The 13592-nt window shown below is 64.1% G+C and carries 12 protein-coding genes; 7 read left to right on the top strand and 5 right to left on the bottom strand.

The annotated features are described in order from the left end of the window. Nucleotides 1-333: 333 nt before the first annotated feature. Complete coding sequence (gene leuD, locus CBW24_RS01945; RefSeq protein WP_088662511.1) at nucleotides 334-939, bottom strand: 3-isopropylmalate dehydratase small subunit; 606 nt, start codon at nucleotides 937-939, stop codon at nucleotides 334-336. Nucleotides 940-1043: 104 nt separating this feature from the next. Next, on the bottom strand, nucleotides 1044-2450 hold the full coding sequence (gene leuC / locus CBW24_RS01940; RefSeq protein WP_097372503.1) for a 3-isopropylmalate dehydratase large subunit: 1407 nt from the start codon (nucleotides 2448-2450) through the stop codon (nucleotides 1044-1046). Nucleotides 2451-2711: 261 nt separating this feature from the next. Between leuC and CBW24_RS01930 the strand changes: the two genes are divergently transcribed. From CBW24_RS01930 to CBW24_RS01900, 7 genes are all read left to right on the top strand, one after another. After that, on the top strand, nucleotides 2712-4049 hold the full coding sequence (locus CBW24_RS01930; RefSeq protein ID WP_408636696.1) for a mechanosensitive ion channel family protein: 1338 nt from the start codon (nucleotides 2712-2714) through the stop codon (nucleotides 4047-4049). Nucleotides 4050-4256: 207 nt separating this feature from the next. Beyond that, a complete protein-coding gene (gene rsfS, locus CBW24_RS01925) occupies nucleotides 4257-4634 on the top strand; it encodes a ribosome silencing factor (RefSeq protein ID WP_088662514.1) in 378 nt (125 codons plus the stop codon). After that, nucleotides 4634-5104, top strand: coding sequence for a 23S rRNA (pseudouridine(1915)-N(3))-methyltransferase RlmH (gene rlmH / locus CBW24_RS01920; protein ID WP_097372501.1), 471 nt, complete (start codon nucleotides 4634-4636; stop codon nucleotides 5102-5104). The genes rsfS and rlmH overlap by 1 nt, the downstream gene beginning before the upstream one ends. Nucleotides 5105-5200: 96 nt before the next feature. After that, a complete protein-coding gene (gpmI, locus tag CBW24_RS01915) occupies nucleotides 5201-6733 on the top strand; it encodes a 2,3-bisphosphoglycerate-independent phosphoglycerate mutase (protein WP_097372500.1) in 1533 nt (510 codons plus the stop codon). After that, nucleotides 6730-7875 (top strand): murein hydrolase activator EnvC family protein, encoded by a 1146-nt coding sequence (locus tag CBW24_RS01910; RefSeq protein ID WP_097372499.1) that lies wholly within the window; start codon nucleotides 6730-6732, stop codon nucleotides 7873-7875. Before gpmI ends, CBW24_RS01910 begins: the two co-directional genes overlap by 4 nt. Nucleotides 7876-7879: 4 nt before the next feature. Continuing rightward, on the top strand, nucleotides 7880-9241 hold the full coding sequence (locus CBW24_RS01905; RefSeq protein WP_097372498.1) for a S41 family peptidase: 1362 nt from the start codon (nucleotides 7880-7882) through the stop codon (nucleotides 9239-9241). A gap of 127 nt (nucleotides 9242-9368) precedes the next feature. Continuing rightward, nucleotides 9369-9845: an RNA pyrophosphohydrolase gene (locus CBW24_RS01900; RefSeq protein WP_097372497.1), complete on the top strand. Its 477-nt coding sequence runs from the start codon at nucleotides 9369-9371 to the stop codon at nucleotides 9843-9845. A gap of 11 nt (nucleotides 9846-9856) precedes the next feature. On the opposite strand, the gene CBW24_RS01895 is transcribed toward CBW24_RS01900, so the two are convergent. From CBW24_RS01895 to CBW24_RS01885, 3 genes are all read right to left on the bottom strand, one after another. Then, the gene (locus CBW24_RS01895) at nucleotides 9857-10624 is read right to left on the bottom strand and encodes a pyridoxine 5'-phosphate synthase (RefSeq protein WP_097372496.1); all 768 of its coding nucleotides are present in this window, start codon (nucleotides 10622-10624) and stop codon (nucleotides 9857-9859) included. Nucleotides 10625-10726: 102 nt separating this feature from the next. After that, nucleotides 10727-11377: a DUF2062 domain-containing protein gene (locus CBW24_RS01890; protein ID WP_088662521.1), complete on the bottom strand. Its 651-nt coding sequence runs from the start codon at nucleotides 11375-11377 to the stop codon at nucleotides 10727-10729. Nucleotides 11378-11425: 48 nt separating this feature from the next. After that, nucleotides 11426-13573 carry a RelA/SpoT family protein gene (locus CBW24_RS01885; RefSeq protein WP_088662522.1) on the bottom strand — a complete coding sequence of 716 codons (2148 nt, stop codon included), beginning with the start codon at nucleotides 13571-13573 and terminating at the stop codon, nucleotides 11426-11428. Nucleotides 13574-13592: the final 19 nt, after the last annotated feature.

Raw genomic sequence — 13592 nt, 5'->3', positions numbered from 1 at the left:
TTCCAGTGCTTTTGCGCCAATTCCGGCGGATTGCCTCAAGTTTGCCCAAATTTTGCCTAAATTACGCAAGCCAACAACAGCGGCCTAAGGTTAACAGCCAGAATACGGCATTTTCGGGGGGGAAGTGGTGCCAGTTTACATCATTCGAGCGGCGGAAATGTGGCAAACGCCTACGCACCGGGCCGAGAACCCAAGCATGGCACCATGTCGATTTTGCACCCAGAGCAGCCGCACAGCCCCCCTGAGCGCTGCAGCGGGCGCTCGTTCGAAAACGAAAACGGGCCCCGAAGGGCCCGCCTGATAATCCATCGGCCAAAGCGGCCTATCCGCACATCACACCCACGGGCGGGAGCTTGCAGCGCATTCCTCAAAGGTCTTAATCGCCGCTGCCTTTTTCAGCGTCAGCGCGATATCGTCGAGCCCGTTGAGCAGGCAATGCTTGCGGAAGCTGTCGAGTTCAAAGGTGAACACTTCGCCGTCGGAGGTGGTCACGGTCTGGGCTTCCAGATCGATTTCCATACGGGCGTTTGCGCCCTTCTCCGCATCCTTCATCAGCACATCCACGGCCTCCTGCGGAAGCGCGATGGGCAGAATGCCGTTCTTGAAGCAGTTGTTATAGAAAATGTCGGCAAAGCTGGGTGCGATGACACAGCGGATGCCGAAATCCTTGATCGCCCACGGTGCGTGCTCCCGCGAGGAGCCGCAGCCGAAGTTATCGCCCGACACCAGCACTTCGGCCTCGCGGTAGGCGGGTTTGTTCAGCACGAAATCGGGGTTCTCGGACCCGTCATCGTTATAGCGCATCTCATCAAACAGGTTCACGCCCAGACCCGAGCGTTTGATTGTTTTCAGGAACTGCTTGGGGATGATCATGTCGGTATCGACATTGATCAGCGGCAGCGGGGCGGCAATGCCGGTCAGTTTCTCGAACTTGTCCATCTGGACCTCCGTTCCCCCCGAAGGGGTAAATCTGGCGCTCCCCTCAGCGGGGAGCATCTGGCAGGACCGGTCCACACGCCATAGCGCGCGGACCGGCGGCTGGATCACATCACGTCGCGAATGTCGGTCAGGTGACCGGTGATCGCGGCGGCGGCGGCCATGGCCGGGCTCATCAGGTGGGTGCGCCCGCCCTTGCCCTGCCGACCTTCGAAGTTCCGGTTCGAGGTCGCGGCACAGCGCTCGCCCGGGGCCAGCTGGTCAGGGTTCATCGCCAGACACATGGAGCAGCCCGCGAGCCGCCATTCAAAGCCAGCATCGATAAAGATCTGCGCCAGACCTTCCTCTTCCGCCTGCGCCCGGACCAGACCGGAGCCGGGCACGACCATCGCGCGCAGACCGTCCTTGACCTTCTTGCCTTTCAGCACGGCGGCGGCAGCGCGCAGATCCTCGATCCGGCCATTGGTGCAGGAACCGATGAACACGGTGTCGATCTTGATCTCGCTCAGCGGTGTGCCGGGAATCAGGCCCATATAGTCGAGCGACCGACGCGCGGCTTCGATCTTACCGCCTTTGAAGTCTTCGGCGGCAGGCACGGTTGCGGTGATCGGCAGCACATCCTCGGGCGACGTGCCCCAGGTGACGACCGGGGCGATATCTTCGCCGCGCAGGGTGACGACCTTGTCCCAATGCGCATCGTCATCGGAATAAAGCGTGTTCCACCAGTTCAGCGCGGCTTCCCACTGCGCACCCTTCGGCGCGTGGGGGCGGCCCTTCACATAATCGAACGTGGTCTGGTCCGGTGCGATCAGACCGGCGCGCGCGCCGCCTTCGATCGCCATGTTGCAGACGGTCATCCGGCCTTCCATCGACAGCGAGCGGATCGCTTCGCCGCAATATTCGATGACGTAGCCAGTGCCGCCGGCAGTGCCGGTTTCACCGATGACGGCGAGGGTGATGTCCTTGGAGGTCACGCCCGGCTGCAATTGGCCGGTGATTTCCACCTTCATGTTCTTGGACTTCTTCTGGATCAGAGTCTGGGTGGCCAGAACATGCTCCACCTCGGAGGTGCCGATGCCATGCGCCAGTGCGCCGAACGCGCCGTGGGTCGCGGTGTGGCTGTCGCCGCAAACGACGGTCATGCCGGGCAGCGTCCAGCCCTGTTCGGGACCGACGATGTGCACGATGCCCTGACGGATGTCCGACACGGGGTAGTAGTTCACACCGAATTCGGTGGCGTTCTTATCCAGCGCGTCGACCTGAATGCGGCTTTCTTCGTTGGTGATGCCGTTCACCCGGTCCAGCGTCGTGGGCACGTTGTGATCCGGCACGGCGATGGTTTTGTCGGGCGCGTGCACCTTGCGGCCCGACATGCGCAGACCTTCAAAGGCCTGCGGGCTGGTCACCTCGTGAACCAGATGCCGGTCGATATAGAGCAGGCAGGTGCCGTCTTCGGCTTCGTGGGCGACATGGGCATCCCAGATTTTATCATAGAGTGTCTTCGGGGCGGTCATAGCGGTCCTCTCCCGTGGATTGTCTTTAGGAAATACTCGTAGCTCGGTGGTCGCGCCGCCTCATAGGCGGGCGAGCACCGTGTGCGTCGCGCCATAGAACCGCCAAGGCAGGCGGGAGCGGTCGTCCATGTCAAAAACCCGAGTCATGCCGCGCTATTTACGCTCTTGCCCCCTGTCGCACAAGGCTTTCGCGTCAGGTGCGTCACGCTTGCCGGATGGCAGGCAGGCTGTCATTGTGATCTTCCCGGCGCAGGAGAGCATGTGGAACAGGAACTTCAGGTCATCCTCGATCAAGCGTTGAACGCTTGGACCGTGCTTCGAGTGCAGGCTGAAAACCTGTTGTTACCGTCGCGACTGACCCAGATTGCGATCCTCGCAGTCTGCATGCTGGTCGCGTGGCTGCTGAAGCGGAAAACCTCGCCCAAGATGCGCGATTGGATGCATGGGCTGGAGGGGCTGCCGAAATGGCGGATGCGCGTCCTGCTCATTCTGCTGCACCGGCTGCATCTGATCTATTTCGTTCTGCTGGCATGGATCGCGACGGCGATGATGGCGCTGGCGACGACATTCCCATCCCGGCGCTACCTGCTGGAGCTGGGCGCCACCATTGCCACCGCTTGGCTGTTGGTCAGCCTTGCCGTGCGTCTGGTCCGCAATCCGTTCTTGCGACGCATCGTGACATGGGGCCTGTGGATCTATGTCACGCTCTACTATCTGGGCCTGATCGACGAAGTTTCGCTGTTTCTCGACAGCCTCGCGATCGAGTTTGGGGATTTCCGGCTCAGCACGCTGGCCGTGATCAAGGCGCTGGTGGTGACCGGCCTGCTGTTCACCGTCGCGCGGCTGCTGGCGCAGACCGGCTCCAACCGGCTGAAGGCGAACGAAGACATCTCGCCTTCGATGCGGGTGCTGACGGTCAAGATGCTGCAGGTGTTCCTCTATGCTGCGGCGTTCTTCATCGGGTTGAAGGCCGTTGGCTTCGATCTGACCGGGCTGGCGGTTCTGTCGGGCGCAATCGGCGTCGGGCTTGGCTTTGGCTTGCAGAAGGTCGTGTCGAACCTCGTGTCAGGCTTCATCATCCTGCTCGACAAATCGGTAAAGCCGGGAGACGTGATTTCGCTGGGCGATACGTTCGGCTGGATCAATTCGCTGGGCGCGCGCTACGTCTCGGTCGTCACCCGCGACGGTAAGGAATACCTGATCCCGAACGAGGATCTGATTACCTCGCAGGTGGTCAACTGGTCCCACTCCAATGATTTCGTCCGGCTCGATATCTATTTCGGCACCGCCTATGGTGACGATCCCCACGCCGTGCGCCGCATCGCCATCGAAGCGGCCAGCGGCGTGGACCGCGTGCTGTCGAGCCGGGCACCCGTTTGCCATATCGTGGGCTTCGGGGACAGTTCGGTGGATTACATCCTGCGGTTCTGGATCAAGGATCCGACCGCCGGTCTGACCAACATTCGCGGAAATGTGTTTTTGGCCCTGTGGGACGCCTTTCAGGCCAATGACATCTCCATCCCCTTCCCCCAGCGGGAGGTGCGCACGCTGCCCGGCTCGGAAATACGGGCGGTTACGGGCGCGGAGCAGGGCGAATGACGTGTCAGTCCACCCCATGCCGCAGTGCGGCATTCCGCTACGTTTCCGTGCATCCCTGCACATCCCCGACCGTTGAGAAGTCCCTTCGTCGATGTTACATTCCCTTATGAGCCCAGCGCCGGGGCACAGACGGCGCGCCACCAGGAGGACAATGTCCTGTCTCACATCACCGAAGCCGCCACGGATCCGGCGGCGGGAGTCGCTCCGATGACCGGCGCGGCTGAACCGCTCAGCAGCGAAGACCTGCTGTCGCAAATCCTGACCTCCCTCGAAGAGGACAAGGCCGAGGAGGTCGTGTCCATCGACCTGCGCGGCAAGTCCGAGATGGCCGATTACATGGTCGTCTGCTCGGGCCGGTCGACCCGTCAGGTCGCCGCCATCTCCGAGAAGCTGGTCGAGCGGCTGAAAACCGATCATGGCCGCCTGAGCAAGGTCGAAGGCAAGGAAGCCGGCGACTGGGTGCTGATCGACACCGGCGATATCATCGTCCACGTCTTCCGTCCGGAAGTGCGCGAGTTCTACCAGCTCGAAAAAATGTGGATGACCAGCCCCGGCGCGGCGCGGACCCCCGTCCAGCCCGGCTGATGCAACTTTCGATCGTTGCGATGGGCCGGCTCCGTTCGGGGCCGGAAAAGACGCTGATCGACGATTATCTCGACCGGGCGGGCAAAACCGGGCGGGCCTTCGGGCTCGGCCCCGCCCGCGTGATCGAGGTCGATGACCGCAAAACCCCCGACAAACCCAGCCAAGCCGCCGCCCTGCGCCGGGCCGTGCCCGAGGGCGCTGTGCTCGTCGCGATGGACGAGCGCGGCAAACGGCTGTCTTCCCCCGATTTCGCGGACCGGCTGGCCGGGTGGCGCGATCAGGGCCGAAGTTCCGTGGCCTGCGTGATCGGCGGTGCTGACGGGCTGGACCCCGCGCTTGTGGCCGACGCCGATTTCACCCTGTCCTTTGGCGCGATGGTCTGGCCGCATATGCTGGCTCGTGTGATGCTGGCCGAGCAACTGTATCGCGCCACCGCGATTGTGGCAGGCACGCCCTATCACCGGGTGTGACCGGCACCTGACCGGCCCGGCTTCGCCGATCCGGGTCCGCGCGGTTGATCTTGCTCCGGTCGAGGCCTAAGCATTCCGCAAAACCCGGAGGATTTCATGCCCGCAGACCGTCCCGCCCCCAAACCCGTCGTCCTGTGCATTCTCGATGGCTGGGGGATCGGTCCGGTTAAGGAGGGCAACGCCCCGCTGCTGGCTGACACGCCGAATTTTGATCGGCTGATGGCCGAATGCCCCAACGCGACGCTGACGACCTTTGGCCCTGACGTGGGCCTGCCGCGCGGACAAATGGGCAATTCCGAAGTGGGGCACACCAATATCGGTGCCGGGCGCGTGGTCGCGATGGATCTGGGCCAGATCGACCTTGCGATCGAGGATGGCTCATTTTTTGAGAATGCCGCGATCCACTCCTTTATCAGCACGCTGAAGCAGACCGGCGGCACCGCGCACCTGATGGGGGTCATTTCGGACGGGGGCGTGCATGGGCACATCACCCATGTGCTGGCCGCCGCGCGCATGATCGCCAAGGGCGGCGTTCCGGTGGTGATCCACGCCATCACCGACGGGCGCGACGTGGCCCCGAAATCCGCTGACCGCTTCATCCCCGATCTGTTGGCGCACCTGCCGCAAGGCGCGCGCGTGGGCACCGTCATCGGGCGGTATTTCGCGATGGACCGGGACAATCGCTGGGACCGGGTCGCGCAGGCCTATGCCGCCATCGTCCGGGCGGAGGGCGCCACCGCCCCCGATGCCACGGCTGCCGTCCGCGCGGCCTATGAGGCAGGGCAAAGCGACGAATTCATTCCCGCCACGGTCATCGCCGGCTATGCCGGGATCAAGGAGGGCGATGGCTTTTTCTGCCTCAACTTCCGCGCCGACCGCGCCCGCGAGATTCTGATGGCGCTCGGCGCCCCCGATTTCGACGGTTTCGACCGGGGCGCACGCCCGTCACTGTCGGCACGGCTGGGGATGGTGGATTACTCGACCGCCCATGACGGGTTCATGACCACCGCCTATCCCAAACAGGAAATTCGCAATACCTTGGGCGAGTGGGTCGCCAAGAAGGGCCTTCGGCAGTTCCGGCTGGCCGAGACGGAGAAATATCCGCATGTGACCTTCTTCCTCAACGGCGGCGTCGAAACCCCGGAGACCGGCGAAGACCGCTACATGCCGAAATCCCCTGCCGTGGCGACCTACGACCTGCAACCGGAAATGTCCTGCGCCGAAGTGACCGAGCGCTTCGTCGATGCGATCACAGCAGGATACGACCTGATCGTGGTGAACTACGCCAATCCCGATATGGTGGGCCATACCGGCGATCTGGAAGCGGCAAAGGCCGCCTGCGCCGCTGTCGATGCGGGACTGGGCCGGGTGCTCAGCGCTCTTGAGACCGCAGGCGGCGCGATGATCCTCACCGCAGACCACGGCAATTGCGAAACCATGATCGACCCTGAGACGGGCGGTCCGCATACCGCGCACACGCTGAACCCGGTGCCGGTGATCCTGATCGGCGGGCCTGCGGGCGCACGTCTGCGCGATGGCAAGCTCGGCGATCTCGCGCCGAGCCTGTTGCAGTTGATGGGGCTCGACACGCCGCCTGAAATGACCGGGGAAAGCCTGATTTCCGAATGATCCGCCGCGTCGCCCTCCTGCTTTGCCTGAGTTTCGCGCTGCCTGCGCTGGAGGCGCGGGCCCAAAGCGGCGCTGGCGGAGAGGCTGCGATGATGGCCGAACAAGCCGCCGCCGATCTGGCCGCCGCGGCGGAGGGTCTGGCCCGTGCCGACCGGGGCCGCGACCGGGTTGCCGCGCTGACCCAGGTGGTGCGCGCCTATGAGGACGGGCTGTCGGCCCTGCGCGAAGGCATCCGCAACGCCGTGATCCGCGAAGCCGCCCTGCGCACGGAACTGGACGCTCGCCGCAGCGAGATCGCGCAGCTTCTGGGCATCCTTGCCGCGATGGAACAAACCCCTGACGCCCTGCCCTTGCTGCACCCGTCCGGGGCGCTTGGCACGGCGCGGTCGGGGATGATCCTGTCGGAAATCGCGCCCGGACTACAGGCCCGCGCCACGGTCCTGAAAATCGAGCTGGAAGAACTGGCGCTGGTCGTGACCCTCCAGCAAAGCGCGGCGGAGTGGCTGGCCGAGGGGCTGGAAGGCATCCAGACCGCCCGCACCCGGCTCAGTCAGGCGATTGCCGACCGTGGCGATCTGCCGGACCCGGTGGCGACGGACGAGGCCGAAATGGCGCGTCTGCGCGATGATGCCGAAACGCTCGACGCCTTTGCCACCGGCATCGCCGAAAGCGACAACGCCCCCGCCAGCGTGCCGGTCACATTGCCTGATTTCAGCGCAGCGCGCGGCAGCCTGCCGCTGCCGGTCGCCGGGCGCGTGCTGCGACGGTATAACGAGACCGACGCCGCCGGGGTGGTGCGGCCCGGATTGGTGCTGGGCACGAGGCCGATGGCCTTGATCACCGCGCCCGTCGCCGCCACGGTGCGCTACGCGGGGCCCTTCCCCGACTACGGAAATGTGATGATCCTTGAGCCCGAAGCCGACAGTCTGGTGGTGCTTGGCGGAATGGATCAGGTTTATGCTCCGACCGGTTCGGTGCTCGCCGCAGGCGCGCCGATCGGCATGATGGGGGGCCCGGCGGAGGACAGCCGGACCGAAGAACCCGGTGGCGCCGCGCTGTCGGAAACGCTTTACTTGGAGATCAGGCAGGGCGGCAGCCCGGTGGACCCGGCTCCGTGGTTCTCAGTGACAAAGGACGGATGAGCAGATGAAGAAATTCGCGATGGCCGCAACCGGCGGCATCCTCGCAGGCGCGGTGGTCACCACGCAGATCGCGGGACCGCTGATCGCGCAGGAGGCCGAGCGCAACTCGACCGTTTATGAGCAGCTGGACCTCTTTGGCGACATCTTCGAGCGCATCCGCGCCGGCTATGTCGAAGATGTCGACGAGAAAGAACTGATCGAAGCCGCGATCAACGGCATGCTTACGTCGCTCGACCCGCATTCGTCCTATCTGTCGGCGGATGATGCCGACGACATGCGCGTGCAGACGCGCGGCGAATTCGGCGGTCTGGGCATCGAGGTCACGCAGGAAGAAGGCTTTGTGAAGGTCGTCTCACCGATGGACGGCACCCCGGCCTATGAGGCGGGCGTCGAAGCGGGCGATTTCATCACCCATGTCGATGGCGAAAGCGTGCTGGGCCTGACACTGGATGAGGCGGTCGACATGATGCGCGGTCCGGTCGGCTCTGAAATCGTTGTGACGCTGGTGCGCGAGGGGGTCGATGAGCCCTTCGACGTGACCATCATCCGCGACACGATCAAACTGACCGCCGTGCGCACCCGGACCGAAGGCGAAACCGTCGTGCTGCGGGTGACCACCTTCAACGACCAGACCTATCCCAACCTCGAAGAAGGGTTGAGCGAAGCGGTCGAAGAAGCCGGTGGCATCGACAACGTCAACGGCTTCGTGCTGGATCTGCGCAACAACCCCGGCGGTCTGCTGACGCAGGCGATCAAGGTGTCCGATGCGTTCCTTGAGGCGGGCGAAATCGTATCCACCCGTGGCCGCAGCGCCGAAGATGGCGAGCGCTTCAACGCCACCGATGGCGATCTGGCCGATGGCAAGCCGATGGTCGTGCTGATCAACGGTGGCTCCGCCTCCGCGTCCGAGATCGTCGCGGGTGCGCTTCAGGATCATCGCCGGGCCATCGTGATCGGCACCAAATCCTTTGGCAAAGGCTCCGTGCAGACGGTGATGCCGCTGCGCCAAAACGGCGCGATGCGGCTGACCACGGCGCGGTATTACACGCCCTCGGGCCGCTCGATCCAAGCGCTTGGCGTGTCCCCCGACATCGTCGTGGAACAGCCCCCCGTCGTCCCCGAAGAGGAACTGGCCGAGGACGAAACCCCCTCCATCGCGCGCCGGTCCCGTTCGGAATCGAGCCTGCGTGGCGCGCTCGACAATGACAGCCTGACCGAAGATGAGCGTGAGCAGATCATCAAGGAACAGGAAGCCGCCGAAGAGGCCGCGAAACTGCGCGTGGATGACTATCAGCTGGCCTATGCCATCGACATCCTGAAGGGCCTGAACGCCCTCGGCCCCAAGCCTGCAAGCGACACGCAGTAAGCCTGCGCCACCACGACTGACACCAGCGCGCCGCCTCTTATCCGGGCGGCGCGCTTTTTCATGACCTTCCCGCCCCTGCGCCATCGCGGTAGATCAGGGCTGCAACACTCAGAACCGGAGCCGCCGCATGTCCGATGACCTTCCCTACCGCCCTTGCGTCGGGGTGATGCTGGTAAATGCCGAAGGCCGCGTGTTTGTCGGTCAGCGCATCGACAGCGACGTGCCCGCCTGGCAGATGCCGCAGGGCGGTATCGACGCGGGCGAAGATCCCGCCACCGCCGCATTGCGCGAACTGGAAGAAGAAACCGGCATTCCGGCCACGATGGTCGAGCCGCTGGCCGAAACCGCAGGCTGGATCACCTATGACCTGCCGCCGCATCTGGTGGGAAAGGTCTGGAAAGGCCGGTATCGCGGTCAGGAACAGAAATGGGTTCTGCTGCGGTATCTGGGCCGCGACGATCAGGTGCGCATCGACACGGCGCATCCCGAATTTTCCGAATGGAAATGGATCGAGCCCGCAGACCTGCCGGCGCAGATCGTGCCGTTCAAGCGCGCAGTCTATGAGGCCGTGCTGGCGGAATTGGGCCCCAGCGTTCCGCGCTAGCCCGCCATCGGTTACGGCCGGGAATCGTCCATCAGGCGGCGCATTTCCGCTATGGCAGGCTCCAGCCCCCGGAAAATCGCCTCGCCGATCAGGAAATGCCCGATATTGAGCTCCATCACCTCCGGAAACGCGGCGACGGGCTGCACGGTGTCATAGGTCAGCCCGTGCCCGGCATGGACCTCCAGCCCCAGCCCGTGAGCATAGGTGGACATCGCGCGCAGACGCTCCAGTTCCGCATCGCGGTCGGCGATCCGGCCTTCGGCATGGGCATCGCAATAGGCCCCGGTGTGAAGCTCGATCACCGCGGCCCCGATCCGATGCGCCGCGTCGATCTGGCGTTGGTCCGCCGCGATAAAGATCGACACCCGGCACCCTGCCTCGCGTAGCGGCGCGATGAAATGAGCCAGCCGGTTTTCATCCTGCGCGACCTCCAGCCCGCCCTCGGTCGTGCGCTCCTCGCGTTTTTCCGGGACGATGCAGACCGCGTGCGGCTTATGGCGCAGGGCGATGGCCTGCATTTCGTCCGTCGCGGCCATCTCGAAGTTGAGCGGCACGCTCAGCACGTCCATCAGCCGGTCGATATCGCGGTCCGAGATATGACGCCGGTCCTCGCGCAGATGCGCGGTGATGCCATCCGCCCCGGAGGCCTGTGCCAACTCCGCCGCGCGGATCGGGTCCGGCGCCTCGCCCCCGCGCGCGTTCCGCACCGTGGCGACGTGGTCGATATTGACGCCGAGGCGCAGACGACCCAGCGGGGCAGAAGGAGGAAGGGCGGACATGGGCAGGCTCCGTTACGGCGATTCGGGCGCAGACTAGTCTCCGCCGCCGCAAAGGGGAACCTCGCCGCCGCAGCCATCATGCGGGGAAACATTTGACCCCGCTCAGGACTGGCGCTGACCGCTTTTCTTCTTCTGCCCAGCCTTGCGGCCCAGTTCGGCAATCTTCTTGGCCAACAGACCCTTACGCCGGTTCTGATAGGCCGCGATCAGCGGCATCGAGAAATAATAGGCCAGCAGCCCGGCGATGATACCGGGGATCAGCCCGCCGATCAGATAGGGCAGAAAGACGTCGCGATAGAAGATCGCCAACCCGCCCCAATGCGCATCGCGCGCGCTGAACAGCGCCATCAGGTTGTTTTGCAGATCCCGCGCCGCCCAGCCGAATTTCTGGAAGATCGTCCGATGATGTTCGGCCCGCCCGGTGCCGACCATCCAGCGCCCTAATTGCAGGCTGATCGTCGCGATCACGGGGAAGGTCAGCGGATTGCCAAAAAACGTCGCCAACAGCGCCGCAAGCCCGTTGCCGCGCATCAGCTTTGCGATGATGTAGGCGCTGACGAAATGCAGCCCGTAGAGCGGGGTGAAGCAGACAAAGACCCCCGCCGCGATCCCACGGGCAATGCGTTCGGGCCGGTCGGGCAACCGGCGGACCCGGTGTTTGACGTAGTGGAACGCCCGCGTCCAGCCGCCACGGGGATACACGGCCTCGCGCGCGATCCGAGCCCAGGAGCGTTTGTTCCGGCGTTTGAACACGGCGTAGACGCCCTTCCCGTTAGCCCGCGCGAAGTCTCCGCCCCGTGGTCAGGCGCGCTCCACCCGTCTGAATTCCCGCTCCCGATGCGCACCCTGCCGGATGCGGACGATATCGGCCACGTCGCTGTCGGCCTCCAATGCGGTCATCACCATGTGCAGATGCTCCACGTCGCGCAGCTCCACATCGGCGATGATGCGATAGAAGTCCGGTTTCCGATCCGCAAAATGCAGGTCCGAGATATTGGCTTTCTGCTCGCCGATCAGCGTGCAGATATGCCCCAGCACCCCGGCGTCGTTGCTGATCGTCAACTCCAGCGTCACGGGATAGATCGCCGGATGCAAGCCCCCGTGCCAATGAAGATCCACCCAGCGATCCGGCTGGTCTTCCATCTCCACCAAGGTAGGACAGTCGATGGCATGAACAACCACACCCTGCCCGCGATATGTGATGCCGACGATGCGCTCTCCGGGCACCGGCTGACAGCAACTGCCACGGGTGGGCGTCTGATCGGCAGACAGACCGATGACCGCACGATCGGCGGACACTTCGTCCCCCTTCTGCGCGGCGGCCAGTTCGGGATAAAGCGTGCCGACGACATCGCGCGCGGTGACCTGCGCGCTGCCCAGCCGGGCCAGCAATTCGTCGATGGTCTGCGCGCCCAGCCGGCGCGCGGCGGTGCGCAGGGCCTTGTCGGTGGCCTTCTTGCCGACATGCTCAAAGCCGACCCGCGCCAGTTCGCGGCCCAGCTTGATGTAGCGCTCGCGGTCTTCCTCGCGCAGCGACCGGCGGATCGCGGATTTCGCGCGCCCCGTCACCACGATGTCGAGCCATGTGGCCTGCGGACGCTGCCCTTCGGCGGTGATGATCTCCACCGATTGGCCGTTCTTCAGCCGGGTCCAGAGCGGGACACGCAGACCGTCGATCTTGGCGCCCACGCAACTGTCGCCGATGCGGGTGTGGATGCCATAGGCATAATCGAGAGGCGTCGCCCCGCGCGGCAGCTTGATCACGTCCCCCTTGGGCGTGAAGCAGAAGACCTGATCGGTATACATCTCAAGCTTCACATGCTCGAGGAACTCGTCGTGATCGGCCTCGTCGAAACGCTCGGTCAGGGTCTGAATCCATTTCGCCGGATCAACGGCAAACGGGTTCTCGGCGCGCACGCCATCCTTATAGGACCAATGCGCCGCCACCCCGGCTTCGGCGACCTCGTGCATCTGGCGGGTACGGATCTGCACCTCCACCTGTTTGCCGTCGCGGCCTGAAACGGTGGTCTGGATCGACCGGTAGCCGTTGGTCTTCGGCTGGGAAATATAGTCTTTGAACCGCCCCGGCACAGCGCGCCAGCGACCGTGGATCGCGCCCAGCACGCGGTAGCAATCCTCCTCGCTGTCGGTAATGACGCGGAAGCCGTAGATATCGGCAAGGCGGGAGAAGCCCTGCCCCTTTTCCTGCATCTTGCGCCAGATCGAGAACGGTTTTTTCGCGCGTCCGAACACTTCGGCCTCGATCCCGACCTTGTCGAGTTCCAGCCGGATGTCCTTGGTGATCTTATGGATCACGTCGCCGGTTTCGCGCTGCAACGTGATGAAGCGCCGGATGATCGACGACCGCCCTTCCGGATTCAGCACACGGAAGGCCAGATCCTCCAGCTCCTCGCGCATCCACTGCATGCCCATCCGGCCCGCCAGGGGCGCGAAAATGTCCATCGTCTCGCGGGATTTCTGGATCTGCTTTTCCATGCGCTGGAACTTGATCGTGCGCATGTTGTGTAGACGGTCCGCCAGCTTCACCAGAATGACCCGCAAATCGCGGGACATGGCGATGAACAGCTTGCGGAAATTCTCGGCCTGCTTGGTTTCGGTGGAGGACAGTTGCAGGTTGGTGAGCTTCGTCACCCCGTCGACCAGATCCGCCACATCCCGGCCAAAGCGCTGGGAAATCTCGCTATAGGAGGCCTTCGTATCCTCGATCGTGTCGTGCAGCAGCGCGGTCACGATGGTCGCATCATCCAGCCGCATCTCGGTCAGGATGGCGGCCACGGCGACAGGATGGGTGAAATAAGGTTCCCCCGAATGCCGCATCTGTCCTTCGTGCATCGCCTGCCCATAGGCATAGGCATCCCGGATCAGATCGGTATTCGTGCGCGGATTATACGCGACAACGAGGGCGACGAGATCTTCGACGTCGATCATGCGCCCTCGTCCTTCAGCG

The organism is Pacificitalea manganoxidans (assembly GCF_002504165.1).
Taxonomy (GTDB): domain Bacteria; phylum Pseudomonadota; class Alphaproteobacteria; order Rhodobacterales; family Rhodobacteraceae; genus Pacificitalea; species Pacificitalea manganoxidans.
This window is presented reverse-complemented; position numbering and strand designations above follow the sequence as displayed.